Here is a 16,287-nt window from a genome sequence, read left to right on the forward strand (position 1 = left end):
GATCGGCATCCTCACTCATGGCGCGGCTGTGACCTTTATGACCCGCCTTAGCGCCGCCAGGCTTTGCCCTGTCCCGACGCGCCTTGCGATCGCTCGAAGGTGGCTTGGACGACGTGCGCGATGTCTTCTCTGGCCGCTGTATCCGCAGCACCAGATCGATCAACTCTTCCTTCGTCAGACGCTGCAAATCAGTGCGATCCATATCCACATAGATTCAGGGATTCTTGCCCCTGACAAGGGCGTGAGTAATTACCCCTTTCCTGTTTCTCGCAGCTTAAAACCCAGCCCTCGCCGCATCTCGAGGTAGTCCTGAACAGCCTGTCGGAGTGTGCTCATTGGGCATCTCCCGGCCATGGCAAAGCCAATGTTCGCAACGCGTTGAGGTCGACCTTGGCGTAAATCGCCGTTGTCTGCACATGACGGTGCCCCAGGACTTCACCGATCTCGCCCAGCGAGGCGCCGCCACGCAGCATCTCTGAGGCAAGCCCGTGCCGGAACTGGTGGGCTCCCGTTGTGGGAGCGTCGATGCCCGCCCTCTTCAGGGAGCGGCGGACGGGCAACCAAGTCCACTCGGACGGTCGACGTTCAAGCATGAGCATCCACGGGAGTGGCGTCACCCCGCACCTCCTGGCTTCCGTCCAGGCACGCGGGAAAGGGCCGTCGGCGAGCGCAAGGCACTCGGAAGCGAATCCCCGCGCCGCGAGGGCACCTGTTTCGTCGGGAGGCAGAGGAGGACCGCTCAGCGCGGCACGGCTGTCTGGCGCCAGCGGGAGCATCCAGCGACGCAAGTGGTGCGATAGCTATTTTCGGCCTCGCACTCCGCGCTTTCGTCAAGGAGGAGGACGAAGAATGGCGGCGCCGACGGAGGAACAAGCAGGGCCGCTTGCCAAGATTCTGGCTGCCGGGCGTGCAAATTCGCGCAGCAAGGCGCTCGACAAGATCGAAGCCTGCTTGCGCGAGGCCTTGGGAAAGGCCGGTGTTCGCGCGGCGGCGGAAGTGACGGCGGCCGTCGGCAACGAGCGCAAGGCGCAATATTTTCTCCAGAAGTTTATTCGATCGCACATGCAGGCTCGCAACGCGAATGGACAGGCGGGTTCCAGCAAACAGCCGACGAAGGCGGCAGCAGCGATTTTTGAGGAATGGCGGCCACAACTTTCGGGCACGGAGCGTCATTAGGCCCAGCCAGTTGAGCAGGAGGCTGAAAGTGTAGCCGACGGCCGCGAGCACGGCGTTAACGGCATCGCCTTGCTCGAAGCCAGGAAGTTGCGGCCCATGCGGTGATTGGTCCTGTGATGGCCGATGACGGGCTCGATGGCGGCCCCCGTCGCACCGCCCGCTTGACGGTCTGGTGAGGCCGCGCCTGTAGCCGGCGACACGGACCTTGAAGGTCTTGTCCTTCGGGCCGTTGTGGCCACGATAGCCGGGATCGGCGACGATCGTGTCGAGATTGGCGCCGATCGAGCTCTCGGTTGCCGGAAGGATAGTAGCCAGCGTAGGGATTGTATTCGGGCATCGTCTGGTTCTGCCCCCCGATCTTGGCCGGCTCAGAAGCTGTTTCAGGATTGAGGAGGTTGAACTTCGAAAGGAATCTCGTTTAGCAGTGAAGCATCGACGCGCAGCGGTGGCCTGGAGTGCATCGACAGCCCAATGGCATGCCGAGCGAGTGCACGACTTCCGGTCTTATCTTTCTCGATTTAAAGAGTCCCCGTGGACCCAAGGCGCTGACTGCTACAGCATTTGGCGGGTACCGACCCCGAAATATCGCGTATGAGCTACATCTATAATGCGATTGATCAGATTAGAGTAGCTGATTCCGGCGTTCTCAGCTGCAAGGGCAAAGAAGCTACCCGTGCCGAGGCCCGGCATGGGGTTGATCTCCAGAACAAAAGGCTCCCCGGAGCGATTGATCCGAAGGTCGATCCGGGCAAAGTCCCGGCACTGACAGGCACGGAAGGTCGCGACCGAAATATTCCGCAGCGCCGTTGCGAGCCCGTCATCGATTTGCGCGGGGCAAATCGGGGGTGGCGCCGCGACAGACATGATCTTCTCGTCCCAACTGAAAAGACGCGTTTCGCGGTCGCCGAAATCGAGCTCCACCAGCGGTAATACCTCGAGTTCTTCATTTCCAAGCAGAGCGACGGCGACTTCCCGCCCTTCAATGTACTCTTCTACAAGGGCATCCTGTACATACTGCGCGGCGACCATTTCCACGGCATGCCTCAACTGGGCAGGCTCATGTATTAGCTGCAATCCAAGGCTGGAGTCTTCGAGACGCGGCTTTACTATCAGTGGGAATCGCAAATCGTCTGTACTTTCGGTGCCGCGACGCATAACACGAAAGTTCGGCGTTGGCACACCGCTATCACGGATGAGTCTCTTGGTGATGACTTTGTCTTGCATCACCCCGTGCCCGAGCGGGCTTGATCCCGTGTATGGAACGCCAGCCATCTCAAGCATGGCTGGAACGTGGGTGTATCGGTGCTCACCCTGAATCCCCTCCGTGTAATTGAAGACCATCCCCGAGGGGCGAGTTCGCGGATCCGGTGGCAGCCACTGCTCGAGAGCAGCGAGCAGGTATTTGTCGCCTTCTAGGAGCAATGTCTCATGGCCGACCTCCTGCAATGCCGCCACCACGCTTTCGACTATCTTGCCGGTCGGGTATCCCTCCGGACAAGGCTGGCCGAATCGGTTAATCACCCCCGTGCGATTATGGTTCCACACTACCGCTACCCGCATGAGTTGTCTCCTTAGAGTCCGTTTTGAAAATCAGGCATAGCCGTTTCGGCGGTCGGAATTGCCGCCCTTAGCGACCCGATCACCGCGTGCGAGACGTTGACGCGATTCTCGCAATCACGCACGTGTCGCCGCGAATGGGCCGCCCGCTCGCGGTCCAGCTTGAGCGACGCCGCATGGATGGTCGAGGACAAAACGGCCGCGCCAATTCCCGGCCATCTACGGCCGCGCCCGCGAAACTGAACCCATCGGGATGTGACCGGCCTCGCTGGCTTTCGGCAGATGTGATGGGAACCACCCGCCGTCTATAGGCATAATGGTACTCATGCTGCAGCCTTTGGCATTGATCTGAGCTGTTCGAGCAAGTTTCATATCTAGTGCATCGGTTCGAGACTGTAGCCTGCGAGGGCTGTTATCAACTCTTTCATGGTGTCTCACGCAATGAGTGTGCCATCTAAGATGGTTGGACGGGCAAGACGAGGAAAACCAGGTGTTTAGCGTGAATGGTGGAAAGCTTGCGCGTCAATGTGTGTAGATTATCGACCACGGAATGCTCTCAATCATACACAGCTGAACACGGCAACATATCGTTGAAATGGGCCCTTGATGAAACTATCTCGGGATCGCTTCACACTTCGTAGCGTCCGCGCTTCCATGCGTCCTGTCGGATTTGAGCGGGTTCTCGATTTCGATTCGGCCCGGTCAGCCGAAGTTCGGGCTTGGCGGTGATCGCCCTACGCCCGGGCCACTATTTTCGCTTCGCAACTGGGCACCATGGTGGAACCGGCGCTGCCGTAGCCGCGATCGCCGATCAGACGATAGGCTGGCAAGGCGCCGAGCAGGAGAGGGGCGTCCTTGTACCAGCAGATTCAGCAATCTCGACGACGCTAACGAGTCGCCCGTTAGGCGAGCGATTTCGGCTGGCTTTGGAGCGCGGCGAGGAGCAACCACAAAAGCTGCCTGAACCAGTTGAGCAGGAGCGAGAAGTTGTAACCGCCGGGGGCCAGAATGGCGTTGACGGCGTCGCCTTGCTGGCCGGCGAGGTAGTTGCGGTCCATCCGGTGCTCGGCCTTGATGTGGCCGATCACGGGCTCGATCGCGGAGCGGCGGCGCATTTGGCGCTGGATGGCTGGCTGACGCGGCGCTTCTGGCCGTCGGTGAAGACCCTGAGCTTGTGGTTCTCAGGTGCGTTGTGGCCCCGATATCCGGCATCGGGGAGAATGCGGCCGATGTCGTTGCCATAGTCTTTTCCATATCCGGGATGATCGCTGCCAGCGTGTGGCCGTCATACGGATTGCCCGGCAGCGCTTTTGCGTGCAGGGCGAACTGGCCGCCCTTCGAGCGTTCGAGCGTGGTGGCGAGCGAGACCCTGACGCCGAACTCGTAAGGGCATGCGCCTTGCCCTTCCCGATGCATTCGACTTCCGGCGCACGCAGGCTCCCTATCCTGCGGCCGCGCTGGCGTGGCCGTTACTCCAGCATCGTCGAAGCCTGGTAGAGCGGCCATTTGCAGATCGCGTCCAACTCCGCGTCGCCGGCGATATGGCGAGCGATGTCGCGAATGGTGCGGCCGAGATAGGTCTTGAGCTTGCGCAGTGCCCTGTTGGTCCGCTTGAACTGCTTGGCGTGCGCATAGCGCTGGTGCTTGATCAGCGCCAATCAGCGCCAGGTTGCCGACCCGCACATAGCTATGGCGCAAGTCCAGCCCCCATCTGTTTGGCCAGTCGCACCAGCCGCTCGCGTGCCCGATGAATGAGCTTGGCGTCGGTCGGGAACATCACGTTCTTCGGTTGCACGGTCGTGTCCACGATCACCCGGCGCGTATCGGCCGGCTTCATCGCCCCGCTGTTGATTGCCACTGAGAGCTGCTTGAGCGTCAAGCATCTATCGCGTTGATATGGAGCTGCCGGGTGCATGGTTGTCTTCGCGGTCGACATCGGTCGCCGCATGATGGAGCTTCGCGGGACGAGCCTTCAATGTGGACGACGCACTTTGCTGACACAGCGGTGCAACCCCATCAGCGGAATGGCTCGGCTCACGTCCCGGCAGGGACGCCTCAGGCGCTCGGATTCTGAACGCTATCTGGATTTACGCTATGGCTCCTGCGCTCGGATTGAAGAGCTCGCCAGTCTTGAGCATCGTGTGCATGATCACCGCCAATTTGCGCGCCACGGCCACGGCGGCTCGTTTGAAGCCGATCCTCTCCCGGAGCTTAAGACCCCATGTACGTAGGCTGCTCTCGGTCGAACAGCGTGTCAGGATGACCGCCGCAGCTTCGTAGGGAAGTCCCCGCAGATGTCGATCACCGCGTCGGGATATATGGCCGTCATAATCGACTTCTCCCGATTGGTAGCGGCGGGTTGTCAGGCCGATCCAAGCGGCGACAGAGCGGGACTTCTTGAAGTTGTTTGGATCCTCAATGGCGCTGACGAAAGAGGTCGCGGTGATCACGCCGATGCCGGGGATCGACATGAGGGTGCGGCAGGCTTGGCTTTGACGAGCATCCGCAACCAGTTGGCGCCCGAGCTCGGCCGCGCGAATGCGAATGCTGCGCCAGGCCTCCAACATTGGTATCACGATAGGAACAAGCTCGTTCTGATCGATGAGAAGACTCCGGACATTCTTTTCGAATGTGGTTCCCTTGCCTGCTGGGACGACGAGGCCGAACGTTTTCATGATCCCGCGGATCTGGTTGGAAAGCTCGACGGTGATCCTGACCAGTCGGGTGCGTGCTGCCACGAGCGTGCGGGTCAACATACTGTCGAAGCCTTTCACGCGCACCTCGCGAAAGAACCCTGCTTCAGCAAGATGCGCCAAACCATCGGCGTCATTCGCATCCGTCTTGTTCGCCGCCATATCGAGAGCGGCTTTGGCATGGCGCGCATCGATGCAGATGGCTGGCAATCCCTCGGCGCGCAGCGCATGATAGAACTACACCGACAGCGGGCTGGTTTCGAACACGACGCGCTTTGCGGCCGGCGCCCGCTTGCGGACAAGCTCGGCAATGATGTTGGGATCAGATGCGCACTTTCCGCGCCAGATCCGTTCGCCTCCACGGCGGATCGATACTGCCGTCTCTTTCATCGACACGTCGAGACCGATATATTCTGTCATGGCTGTTCTCCGTTGATGCTGGGCCTGGCGTCCAGTCGTGAGCCCGTATTTCATATTATCGGGGAACAGCCACCCTTCAGGAACATGATTTGGTTCTCAGGGCCGCCGCTCCGGCGATTACCCCATGTGGATGCCCCCTCCCGACGGCATCGTGATGTGCCAAAGTGATGTTTGCAACAACGTCACTCAGAGGAGAGAGCATCCATGAAGGAAGTTAGCATTGTCGGCCTGGACCTTGCAAAGCGGGTCTTTCAAGTTCACGGAGCCGGTACCGATGGCGGTGTCGTATTCCGCCGGAAATTGTCACGCGGCCAAGTCGTGGCCTTCTTTACAGAGCTGCCCAGGTGCATCGTTGCAATGGAAGCATGTGCGACAGCGCATCACTGGGCTCGCGAGATCGGCAAGCTCGGCCATGAAGTTCGCTTGCTACCGCCGGCTTATGTAAAGCGTTCGTCAAACGGCAGATGAATGAGACGCCGAAGCCATTGTCGAGGCAGCCATGCGGCCCTCAATGCGGTTCGTTGTGCCGAAGACAGAGAAACAGCAGGCATGCTCCATGATCTTTCGGACGCGCGATCTGTTCGTGCGTCAGAGAACGCAGCTCATTAATGCCCTTCGGGCCCACTTCGCGGAGCATGGGGTCATTGCGCCGCAGGGCATTGCGAACTTGGCCGCGCTGACAGGGATCATCGAAGACGACAATGTCGGGCTTGAGGTCGTCGTCGTGGAAACCGCGCGGCTTTATCTTGAGCAGATCGACGTGCTCACCTCTCGCCTGGAATGGGACCGATCACCGCCATGGCGATCGAGGCGTCCATCGCCGTCTTTTCAGACTGATCTTGTGCAAACCCGTCAAGCTGATTTATGGATGGAAAACAGTCGACAAACTTGGCTCGCTTGGGGAAGGGTGCCCGAAGCGAGAAGTACGCAGGCGAGATTATTTGCCTCGGCAATTTCCGTGAGAAGATCGTCCCGCGCACCGCTAGAGAAGCCTAGGAGAATTCGTCCAGTCCGCGTGAGGAATTCGGGACCCTCCAATAGAAAGCGCCTAAGTAGCCTGTACCCTGGATCGATTGCTCCGACCTCGAGATTGTCTTTACACTCATAATCGGCATCCGCGAAAATGGATGGATAATTCCAAAATATTAGGTCGAATCGCCGGTCTCTGGGAACGTTACTAAAAATGTCGCTATGTATTACCTCCACGTTTTGAATCCCGTTTCGAGCAGCATTTTCTAACGTGTTCGTCACCGCTATCGGATTAATGTCGCACGCAAGCAGCGATAATGCGCCGTGCTTCGCCAGGTACAGTCCCGGCAAACCGAACCCGCAGCCAATCTCCAGGATGCTCTTCCCCTCGACAGGGGGAAAATTCTCAGTAAGCCATCGCCAATTCTGAAACTCGAGAGGCGAGAACACCCCTTCGCTTAAGGTCAGGTCCAGGCCAAATTCCCTCAAGTACACCGGAAAAGTGCACTTCTGGCTCAGCCGCAGTCTGGTTCTAATGTGATCAAGCTGCGTCATAATAATGCTCTCTCAGCAAAGGGGGTGCTCTGCCTGTTGGACTTGCAGAAGAACTGGTAAATAGCGATAACGCGACAATATCCATAGTCAGCATGGAGGTCAATATCAGTGGCGTATATTTTTTGCAATACTATTTGAACCAAAGATTGCTGATTGCGATGATAGATTTAACATTGTTCAACAAACTTTTACTGCAGGACGGGTACGGTTCATCCGAACCACGGAAGCTGAGAATCGGCGATTTGAAAGTCACGAGACGGGGGAGGCGTCCTCGGGGTAGGCTTGGACCAGCCTTGTAGGAAGTCGACTGTCCCGAGGTAGCCGATGGACGAGCAGGGGCAGGTAACAGCATTTGCTTCAAGCTGACCGGCAGCGGTTGCGGGCCCGGCGACCACAAGAGGATCCGGAGTAAAGGCTGGCGACCTTCGTAACCTGCAGTCGAAATAGAGGCCCCGGGGCTAGCCAATGTACACAACGAAGGCAAGAGTGGGCGGAGGACGTTCCCCGGTGATATGATTCCAAACTCTTGCGGTCACGGAAACGGCTGCTTGTTAGTAGCTCCGCAGGATTGATAGAAGCGACTTCTCGCTCAGGTTGAAACCATTGGCCCACAAGAGTGTGCCGCATCTTCTAACCGGTAGTATGTCGCGAAGCGGTTGTGCAGAAAGGCGTCCAATGCAATGTCTTCCTGGCGAATGAAGCCCTGGCGCGGGATCTTGCCGGCGGCAAGCAGATCGAGGACCGCGCAGATACTGGACGCGGTCGTGATCTGGATCGCGCTCGTGATGCGCCCGTCAATCTCCGCGCTGTAGATCTTGTTAGCGTAGGTTTCCTGGATCAAGCGCCCGTTTCTGCGTCCCGAAACGGTCACAAACACAATCACAACGTCCTGTAGCGTGGTCGGAAGGGCGTGTTCGAGTATGTCCTTGAACACATCGCGGCGGTGTCGTAGCCCCAAGTCGTGCAAAAGCGCCTTCATGATAGCGGCATGACCGGGATAGCGAATGGTGCGGTAGTTGAGCGTGTTGACCTTGCCCTTCAACGTTTCGCAAAGCGTGCCAAGGCCGCCGGAGGTGTTGAAGGCCTCATAGGTGACGCCGTCGAGCGAAAATTCTTCGCGCTCCTCCAGTGCTGGCACTTCAACGAGTTCGCCATTTACGACAGCCTCGCAGGGCTGGATGTACTCGTTAATGACCCCGTCGGTGCTCCAGGTCAGGTTGTAGTTCAAGGCATTGCTCGGAAACTGCGGGAGTGCCCCGACACGCAGGCGCACGCTATCCAGGCTATCGAACTTGCCCGCTAGATCGCTCGCGACGATGGAGATGAAACCGGGTGCCAGCCCGCATTGCGGAATGAATGCGGTCTTGGCTGTCTTGGCGATCCGTTTCACCTGCCGAGTGGATTCAACGTCCTCCGTGAGGTCGAGATAGTGTACGCCAGCCTTGGCCGCTGCAGTGGCGATGCCCACGGTGAGCTGAAAGGGCGCCGCGCTCAGTACCGCAAACTTGCCGGACAGGAGGGCCACAAGCGACGCATCATCATCGATTTCGAGCTTTACGGTCGAAAGTGCCGGGCCGTCCTCGATGTAGGCCAGTTGCTCGGCGCTTCGGTCCACAACCGCGACGTTATAATCCCCGGTATCAACCAGCAATCGCGCGATTGTGGATCCGATTTTGCCTGATCCGATCACAACGATGTTCTTCACGATTCCCTCCAGCGACCATCGGACCGTCCGAGCGCGTTACGCTTATCAGAACGCACGGCGCTTCTTTGTAAAACTTCCATTAAATTCGAGCCGTCAATCCAAGGACACAGATTTCGGATTAATCTGCCAGGAGCAAATCAAGTCGCCAGAATCCTAAGCAATAGTTTCGCCTCCGACTATGACTCTGCGAGAGCGCGCTGTGCCACGGCAATGCTTAGTTAACTTAACTAGCCCATGAGCGGGGCGGATAAATGCCTGATTGGGATCCGGTGTCAACATGATGATGAAAAGTCGACCAGCAATACATATCCTGGGCGGAAGCAGAGCCGCAAAACACGAGTTAGCTAAGAGCGCTTTAAGGCTTGTTGAGATTCATCGTGAGTTTATGACGGCAGCAGCAAGATTGATGAAGGCTGCGAAGCTCTGGTCGGTTTTGTCAGCTCGCATCAGCTCGCATCAGCTCGCACACGGTACACGACTCAGGCGTGTTTTGAGATCGTAATCGATCTTCGGGGTGCTTTTTCGAGCCATGCATGGGCTGCTGCTTTTGGGCTGTTGAGTATCCAGTTCCTCAGCGCGTCGAGACCGATACGGAACCACGACTTCTCCCGTCTGCCGTGGCTTTTGCGCGGTATGGCCTTCATGCCCATGGTCTGGGTGGCGCATCGATAGGCCCATGTGATGGCGAGCATGACGATGATGATGAGGCTTGCGAGCTTCTCAGGATTGGTGATGTGGGTGTCCTCGAGATTGAGGCCCCGGGTCTTGGCGTCACCGAACAGGCATTCGATCCCCCATCTCTTTCGATAGTCGCTGAGCGCCTGCTTGGGGTCGGAGCGATTGGTGGCCACGATCAGCCATTCGCCATTGCCAAGGCGTTTGGCGGCAAGACGAACAGGTTCGCGCGTGGCGCCTGCCGTGCCGTTGATGTGCCCGACGAGAGTTGCGCATCGGGCCCGCCTGCGCCGCAAGAGCGTGGCGAGCGACCATGCATGACCGTCCTCGAGGGTGACGGTCATGTCGATCTTCACGCGGATGGCAAAGGGGATCTTGTTTTCGTTGAGGAAATCCATCCATTCGGCGCCGATGAACTCGCGGTCGGCGAGCAGGCAGCGGATGGAGGTGACGGGAAACAGGCTGAGATAGCGGCGCATCAGCGCGATGCGGTGACCGGTGTCGGAGTTGCCCTGATGCGGTAGCAAGGCAAACAGCAGCGGCACGCGGAAGCGCCTGGTGACGATGGCCAGCATCAGGATGTTGATGTCGCGCGAGCCGAGCTTCCAGTTGGTGCGGTCGAGCGCCAGATATTTGGGCCGCTCCAGGTTGAGCATGTGCACCACCAGCCGCGCCGCCACGGCCTGGTCGAGCCGGACGAACTGGAAGAAACGCTGTAGCCGCCGATACTTCGAGGCATGGCGCGCAGGGCCGCACAGATGCACGGCCAGATGCGAAAGGTTGACGCTGCGAGACTGCGCAAGCCCGGCGATCAGCGTCACAAGCGTCACAAGCCGGCTCTTGCTCAGCGCAAAGTGCCGACCTAACGTCTCGACGAGAGCGGAATGATAAAGTGTCATGGGCGAAGATCCTTTTGCTGAGGAATCTTCAATCCAAACACATCATCCCGTTCTCACCCTGACTGTCGTGTACCGTGCAGCTCGCATGGCGATACGCTTTAATTCCTTGAGTTTGCAGGAGAAATTCTCGATCAGGTGGCGCCATTTGTAGAGTTCCTTGTCGAGCGGCAGAGGAAAAGTCCGACGTGAGTGCTGTGAAATAACGATCTTGGCGCCACGCTCATTGAGGTCGGCAATGATGGTGTTGCTGTCGAAGGCCTTGTCGGCGATTAAGCCGCCGAAACAGACACCATCGATGAGCGGTGCGACACCCACCGTATCGAACCGCTGGCCGGGCAAAAGAACAAAGCGCACAAGATTGCCAAGTGCATCGGTGAGTGCCAGGATTTTGGTTGTCATGCCGCCTTTGGAGCGGCCGATGGCCTGGCTTTGAGTCCCCCTTTTGCGCCCTGTCCATGGCGGTGGACCTTGACGATGGTGGCATCAACCATGGCGTATTCCATGTCCGGCTCATCCGAGCAGGCTTCGAAAAGCCTAATGAAAACATCCGCTTTGACCCAATCGCGGTATCGTTTGAAAACCGTGTTCCAGTTCCCGAAGAAGGCTGGAAGGTCGCGCCACGGACTTCCTGTCCGCACAATCCAAAGCAACGCTTCGATGAACCGGCGATTGTCACCACCACTTCGCCCGGGATCGGCTGGTTTACCCAGACAATGCGGTTCCATCTTCGCCCATTGGGCGTCCGTCAGCACGAATCGTTCCATCCCACAGCTTGATGATGTGGACGCCCCTGCACCGACCGGCAGCCGCTATGCTGCTGACCGGACATCCAAGCAGGAAGAGGAGCCACTACGATGAAGACCACGACGATTGGGCTGGATTTGGCAAAGAGCGTGTTTCAAGCGCACGGGATTGATGAGACTGGTGCGACAAAATTTTGGTGAAGCGTCTGCACCGCAAACAGATGTTGCCTTTATTCTCCAAGCTTTCGCCCTGTCTTATCGGGGTGGAGGCATGCGGAACGGCGCATTACTGGGCTCGCATCCTCGCCGCAATGGGACACGAGGTTCGCCTCATTCCACCGTCTTACGTGAAGGCCTATCCGCGTCGAAGATGTCCGGCACGAGTTGCCCCCGGCCAATCACTTCGGCGCCCGCAAAAGGCGTCGACCGCCGCACATCTACTCGGGCACGGAAATCGGTCGCCTGATCGAAGCCGCCGGCCGGCTTCGACCTCAAGGAGGCCTGCGCTCGCTGACGTTTGCGACCTTGATCGCCCTGCTCGCGGCCACGGGGCTGCGCATCTCCGAAGCACTAAAGCTGACGTTCGCGGACATAACGAGCGACGGTCTGCTGATCCGAGAGACCAAGTTCCGCAAGACCCGTCTGGTGCCGTTGCACGATACGACGTCGGCAGGCTTGCAACGCTACCTGAAGTGCCGCGGACCTGGCTCGGGAGATGACCCCGTGTTCGCCGATACGCATGGCCGGCCACTGCGCTACATCGCAGTCAAAGAGACTTTCGACAGGCTGGTCGGCAAAGTTGGCATCCGGCCAACGTCGGCGCGGCGCCCTCGGCTGCATGATCTGCGGCACACGTTCGCGGTGCGGGCGCTACAAGGCAGTCCGACGGGCCGAAAACCGGTGCGGTGCGCATATGGTCGCGCTCGCGACGTACATGGGTCACGTCAACATCTACGCCACCTACTGGTACCTGGAGGCAACCGCCGACCTCGTGCGCGACATCGCCGTGGCCGGAGAAGCGTTCATGTCAGATGGGAGGCGAGCATGACACCGATCGCTCCCCTCATCGAAGCGTTCCTGGGCGAAACACTCGTCCATCAGCGGGGCGCCAGCCGACACACGTGCGATTCCTATGCCCAGAGCTTCCAACTCCTGTTCGAGTTCGCCGCTGCGAGGCTCAAGAGTAAACCATCCAAGCTGATGTTGGAGCAGATCGACTCCGGTTTGGTCAGCGCCTTCCTCGAGCATCTCGAGGATAAGCGCAAGAACGCCGCCGTGACGCGAAACGTTCGTTTGGCGGCCATCAAGTCGTTCTTCCGCTTCCTCGAATACCGGCAACCGGCAGCCCTCGATCAAGTCCGCCGCGTGCTGTCGATTCCGTTCAAGAAGACGGACACGCGTCTCGTTCCCTATCTACTGCGCGAAGAGCTGCAAGCGCTGCTCGATGCCCCGGACCCGACAACGCGCGACGGCATCCGCGACCGAGCCATGCTGCATATGGCCGTGTGTGCAGGATTGCGCGTCTCCGAACTGACGGGTCTGAAGATCGACGATATCGACATGTCGTCGATGAGCATAGCCGCGCTCGAGAGTGACCGATGCGAGCGCGCGCAGCAGGGTCGATTTGCCGGTGCCACCTTTTGCGATAGCGGCAGATATGATCATAGCGAGGGACCTTCGATGAACCGCTTTTTCTCTCAATCGCCTCCCCGGCGATTGTCATACCCGCACCCAAAGTGTAGTGTCAATTTATGAGCGATCAACCGGACAGGACAAGCATTTTCAGGGGAGCTTTCCGCGATCTCGGCGCGAGATGGATGCGACGCCGCCCTTGATGCGGCAGCCGCAACGTTGGCGCATTACAGCGCTCTCGCCTCCGTAGGCATGATGCGCTAGCGCGACCTGATCTTGATGGTGCCCAACAGCAAGGCGTGCGGCGCGGATGGTTAGGACGATATTGGTGGCCGTTGCGACGGCTGCGAGCATAGGCACCGCCGCTCAAGGCGATCAGTCCAAGAACGGAGGCAGCAATGCGATGTGGCCTGCCGGACTGCGATGGGATTGCGAGACGGCAGCCAAAGTTGTGTGTGAACGCGACGGCTCCTCAAGGTCGCCAAAGGGGATGCTCGATTTCTGGTCAATTACGACAACAACAATGTCGAGTTTGCGAGCGGCGATGTCCGCATCAAGCGGCATTATCAGCAAACGGTGCAGGCAAGTCCTCTCCAGAGCGAGGTCAAGGTTGAACTTGCCGACAATCGGGTCATCTGGCTGACGGCGGTGGACGCCAGTCGCACCTATTCCGACGCCTGGGTCGGCGCCCTTACGGAATTGAAGGGTGGCGCCGTCCTTTTGGAATCCCAAGGGGTCTATTGCACTCCGCACAGGTGAGCGACTCGGACCCAGCTCCGAGTGAGGCGCTGCAGGCCTGTGGAAGCCGCCAGCGTCACGTTATCTCCGGCCTTCGCCGTCCCTACGGCGCCATTGGGGCTTTGTCGATAGCCTTCAGGAGCCGCGCACGCCTTATATCTCGCCGAAACGCCTGTCGCAGGCGCTTGGCGTGAAGGTGGCCAATCTGGCGCAATTGCCGGCGTCCATCGGAACACGCTGCGCAATCCCTCATCTGAGCGCCTGCAGGGCCGGCTGCGCGAAATGGTGAAGGTGATCTCGGCCGCGACGGAGCTCACCGGCGACGTCGACAAGGCAATCTACTGGTATCGCAATGAGCCGATCGCCGACTATGGCCATCGCACGGCGGCCGAACTCGTCGCGGACGGCCAGGTCGAAGCAGTCCTGGCCTTCATCCGGGATCTCGAGAACGGGGCTCGCGGGTGAAAGTCACCCGCGTCGGGCCGGACGAGATCTTCCATCGCTATCTGACACCCAAATGGGCCTTCCTGCCCACCAGCGGTGCAGGCGCGGCGATCGACGGCGGTCGTTTCAACCGGCTAGGCGTCGAAGCACTCTATCTGTATCTGTCCCGTTCGACCCAGACGGCTCTTGACGAATACAAGCAGGGCGCCAGCATCGTCCCGCCGGCAACGCTTGCCGCCTACAAGATCACGCTCGGCCAGGTGGCCGACCTTTCGCAGGGGTTCGACCCGGATACTTGGGATGGCTCGTGGAAGGAGTGGGATTGTGCCTGGCGCCAGATCGCTCGCATCGACAAGAAAATCCCGCCCTCGCGGAAGCTCGCGGACTTGGTCATCACGGCCGGGCTTCGCGGCATCCTGTTCCCGTCGCTTCGTCACGCCGGCGGTACCAATCTAGTGGTCTTTCCGGCCAATCTTGTCGTCGGCGATCATGTCGCGGTTCACGATCCCGATCACCGGCTCCCGCACGACCAGTCGTCCTGGTCCTGAGTCATAACGCGACAACGCGCGCTCACGACACCTGGTCCTCAACGACATCGTCCTAGCCCTCCCTGTTAGCCAAACCGGCTGGAATACCGCCGGCCAGCAGCTTTTCCTTCGACAGCAGCCCAGCATCTTCGAGCGCCTCGAAATCCGGCAGCTGGCGCAGCGTGTCGAGCCCGAACTGCGACAGAAAAGTCTTCGTCGTCACATAGGTGTAGGGCGCCCCCGGCTGCGGGCTGCGCGGCCCCGAGGCGATCAGCTCCTGTCCCCGTAGCACGCCGATCAGATCGCGCGACACCTCCTTGCCGAAGAAGGAAGACAGCTCGCCGCGCGTGATCGGCTGGAAATAGGCGATGCACATCAGGACAAGCGCCTCCGCCTGCGATAATTCTTTCGCCTCCTGCCCGGCTGAGCCGAATGCACTGCGGATAACGTCGCCAAAGGCTTTCTTGGTCCGGTGCTGCCAGCCGCCCGCGACCGCCACCAGCTCGTAGGGGCGGCCTGCGAGTTCGGCACGGATGTCGTCGATGATTAGCTCGAGATTGCAGTTTCTTCCCACCACCCGCGCGAGGACACTACGTGTCACCGGTTCGCTTGCCGCAAAGATCACCGCCTCCACCCGGCCCATCCACTCACGCCAGCGCAGTTCTGGCGGCAGGTGATCGAGCTCGGTGTCGAGCAGCGCCGGCTGATCGTTCGGCTTGTGGCGGGCAGAGGCTTCGCTCATCGCTAGAGTCCAAACAGCCGGAAGCTGGGACGGCCGGAGAGCTCGCGCACGGCCTCCAGTTGCTGCAGCCGTTCGAACAGCCGCCGCGCGGCAAAACGCGACAGGTTTTTCGTCGTCACCGATCCCGAAACGGTATCTTCATTCAGGAGCAAAAAAATCACGTCGCCGGCGCCTTTGGCGCGCAGTTTCGGCGCCACTGCCACAAGTTTCTCGGCGCGGCGCGACAGCTCGGCGGCCAGCCGGCAGGCGTCCGCCGCCGCCTGCGCCAGCGCCACGCAGACCGCGCGCTCGAAACTTTTTTCGCCGGGTCGGATGCGCTTGCCGCCGACGGCCTCGGCGCGGAAGGACGGGCCAAAGGCTTGCGCCATCAGGAGCGGCAGCGGTCGCGGCCAGCGCAGGCTTTGCGCCAGTGTCGTACTGCAGTTAAATGTGAGATTGCGGCAGCTTCTCCAGAAAATTGCGCTTAATGATGAGAATCGATGCGCTTGAGTCTCAGTTCAGCTGCAGTGGCTGCGGGGGAGACCGGTAACTTCTCTGGGGTTAGGCGGCGCGCAGAAGGGGCGGTTTGGGCTTGAATAATGGAGGCACGTTCGGTTCTGGCTGTCGGAACGGTGCCCGCAGCCGATCGCGAAGCTCACCATTGATCTCCGCCGTCCTGACCTGCATGAGCATGTGCGCACCGTGGAGAGACCAGCGCATCTGCTGCTTCTTGACCATGCGTTTGCCGACAAGCGAATTCACTGCTGACTCGGCGAGGCTGGTGGCGACACGAAGCCCAGCTCGGTATCGCTTGCCATAGTTGACGATCGCGC

The 16,287-nt window shown here is 59.5% G+C and carries 11 protein-coding genes and 11 pseudogenes; 8 read left to right on the forward strand and 14 right to left on the reverse strand.

The window, feature by feature from the left end; all coding sequences use genetic code 11:
- Together D3227_RS37825 and D3227_RS44195 are read right to left on the reverse strand one after the other, a co-directional pair.
- A pseudogene (locus tag D3227_RS37825) lies at positions 1–202 on the reverse strand (IS66 family transposase); the annotation flags it as partial.
- A gap of 130 nt (positions 203–332) precedes the next feature.
- Entirely contained in the window at positions 333–776 is a 444-nt protein-coding gene (locus tag D3227_RS44195; protein ID WP_342634046.1) for a tyrosine-type recombinase/integrase, read from the reverse strand.
- A gap of 73 nt (positions 777–849) precedes the next feature.
- On the opposite strand from D3227_RS44195, the gene D3227_RS37835 reads away from it, so the two are divergent.
- Positions 850–1,176 carry a hypothetical protein gene (locus D3227_RS37835; RefSeq protein ID WP_120019169.1) on the forward strand — a complete coding sequence of 109 codons (327 nt, stop codon included), beginning with the start codon at positions 850–852 and terminating at the stop codon, positions 1,174–1,176.
- A gap of 3 nt (positions 1,177–1,179) precedes the next feature.
- On the opposite strand, the pseudogene D3227_RS44600 reads toward D3227_RS37835, so the two are convergent.
- From D3227_RS44600 to D3227_RS37855, 4 genes and pseudogenes are all read right to left on the reverse strand, one after another.
- Positions 1,180–1,319 (reverse strand): annotated as a pseudogene (locus tag D3227_RS44600) (IS5/IS1182 family transposase); the annotation flags it as partial.
- A gap of 409 nt (positions 1,320–1,728) precedes the next feature.
- On the reverse strand, positions 1,729–2,736 hold the full coding sequence (locus D3227_RS37840; protein WP_120019170.1) for a D-alanine--D-alanine ligase family protein: 1,008 nt from the start codon (positions 2,734–2,736) through the stop codon (positions 1,729–1,731).
- 899 nt (positions 2,737–3,635) lie between these two features.
- Positions 3,636–4,597, reverse strand: a pseudogene (locus tag D3227_RS37850) (IS5 family transposase); the annotation flags it as partial.
- 223 nt (positions 4,598–4,820) lie between these two features.
- A pseudogene (locus D3227_RS37855) lies at positions 4,821–5,846 on the reverse strand (IS110 family RNA-guided transposase).
- Between the two features lie 204 nt (positions 5,847–6,050).
- Between D3227_RS37855 and D3227_RS43415 the strand changes: the two are divergent.
- Positions 6,051–6,543 (forward strand): annotated as a pseudogene (locus tag D3227_RS43415) (IS110 family transposase); the annotation flags it as partial.
- Between the two features lie 155 nt (positions 6,544–6,698).
- Here D3227_RS43415 and D3227_RS37860 read toward each other — a convergent pair.
- The 4 genes and pseudogenes from D3227_RS37860 to D3227_RS43420 form a co-directional block, all read right to left on the reverse strand.
- Positions 6,699–7,370 carry a methyltransferase gene (locus tag D3227_RS37860; protein WP_120019172.1) on the reverse strand — a complete coding sequence of 224 codons (672 nt, stop codon included), beginning with the start codon at positions 7,368–7,370 and terminating at the stop codon, positions 6,699–6,701.
- Between the two features lie 589 nt (positions 7,371–7,959).
- Positions 7,960–9,075: a saccharopine dehydrogenase family protein gene (locus tag D3227_RS37865; protein ID WP_120019173.1), complete on the reverse strand. Its 1,116-nt coding sequence runs from the start codon at positions 9,073–9,075 to the stop codon at positions 7,960–7,962.
- A 479-nt stretch (positions 9,076–9,554) separates the two neighbouring features.
- Positions 9,555–10,649, reverse strand: a complete 1,095-nt coding sequence (locus D3227_RS37870; protein ID WP_120019174.1) for an IS4 family transposase — start codon at positions 10,647–10,649, stop codon at positions 9,555–9,557.
- An 81-nt stretch (positions 10,650–10,730) separates the two neighbouring features.
- Positions 10,731–11,413, reverse strand: a pseudogene (locus tag D3227_RS43420) (IS5 family transposase); the annotation flags it as partial.
- Positions 11,414–11,631: 218 nt separating this feature from the next.
- On the opposite strand from D3227_RS43420, the pseudogene D3227_RS44605 reads away from it, so the two are divergent.
- From D3227_RS44605 to D3227_RS37890, 4 genes and pseudogenes are all read left to right on the forward strand, one after another.
- Positions 11,632–11,763 (forward strand): annotated as a pseudogene (locus D3227_RS44605) (IS110 family transposase); the annotation flags it as partial.
- Between the two features lie 154 nt (positions 11,764–11,917).
- Positions 11,918–12,199 (forward strand): annotated as a pseudogene (locus tag D3227_RS43425) (tyrosine-type recombinase/integrase); the annotation flags it as partial.
- Positions 12,200–12,305: 106 nt separating this feature from the next.
- Positions 12,306–12,440, forward strand: a complete 135-nt coding sequence (locus D3227_RS43970; RefSeq protein WP_281035048.1) for a hypothetical protein — start codon at positions 12,306–12,308, stop codon at positions 12,438–12,440.
- Positions 12,437–13,147, forward strand: a complete 711-nt coding sequence (locus D3227_RS37890) for a tyrosine-type recombinase/integrase (RefSeq protein WP_208646572.1) — start codon at positions 12,437–12,439, stop codon at positions 13,145–13,147. Before D3227_RS43970 ends, D3227_RS37890 begins: the two co-directional genes overlap by 4 nt.
- A 252-nt stretch (positions 13,148–13,399) precedes the next feature.
- On the opposite strand, the gene D3227_RS42400 is transcribed toward D3227_RS37890, so the two are convergent.
- Positions 13,400–13,756, reverse strand: coding sequence for a hypothetical protein (locus D3227_RS42400; RefSeq protein WP_208646574.1), 357 nt, complete (start codon positions 13,754–13,756; stop codon positions 13,400–13,402).
- A gap of 64 nt (positions 13,757–13,820) precedes the next feature.
- Between D3227_RS42400 and D3227_RS37900 the strand changes: the two are divergent.
- Positions 13,821–14,227, forward strand: a pseudogene (locus D3227_RS37900) (hypothetical protein).
- On the forward strand, positions 14,224–14,754 hold the full coding sequence (locus D3227_RS37905) for an RES family NAD+ phosphorylase (protein ID WP_120019175.1): 531 nt from the start codon (positions 14,224–14,226) through the stop codon (positions 14,752–14,754). The pseudogene D3227_RS37900 and the gene D3227_RS37905 overlap by 4 nt, the downstream one beginning before the upstream one ends.
- A 52-nt stretch (positions 14,755–14,806) precedes the next feature.
- On the opposite strand, the gene scpB is transcribed toward D3227_RS37905, so the two are convergent.
- The 3 genes and pseudogenes from scpB to D3227_RS37920 all read right to left on the reverse strand — a co-directional run.
- Positions 14,807–15,475: an SMC-Scp complex subunit ScpB gene (scpB, locus tag D3227_RS37910; protein WP_120019176.1), complete on the reverse strand. Its 669-nt coding sequence runs from the start codon at positions 15,473–15,475 to the stop codon at positions 14,807–14,809.
- A gap of 2 nt (positions 15,476–15,477) precedes the next feature.
- Positions 15,478–15,885: pseudogene (locus D3227_RS37915) on the reverse strand (DUF1403 family protein); the annotation flags it as partial.
- Between the two features lie 130 nt (positions 15,886–16,015).
- Positions 16,016–16,287 (reverse strand): annotated as a pseudogene (locus D3227_RS37920) (hypothetical protein); the annotation flags it as partial.

It is taken from the genome of Mesorhizobium waimense (assembly GCF_003601975.1).
Taxonomy (GTDB): domain Bacteria; phylum Pseudomonadota; class Alphaproteobacteria; order Rhizobiales; family Rhizobiaceae; genus Mesorhizobium; species Mesorhizobium waimense.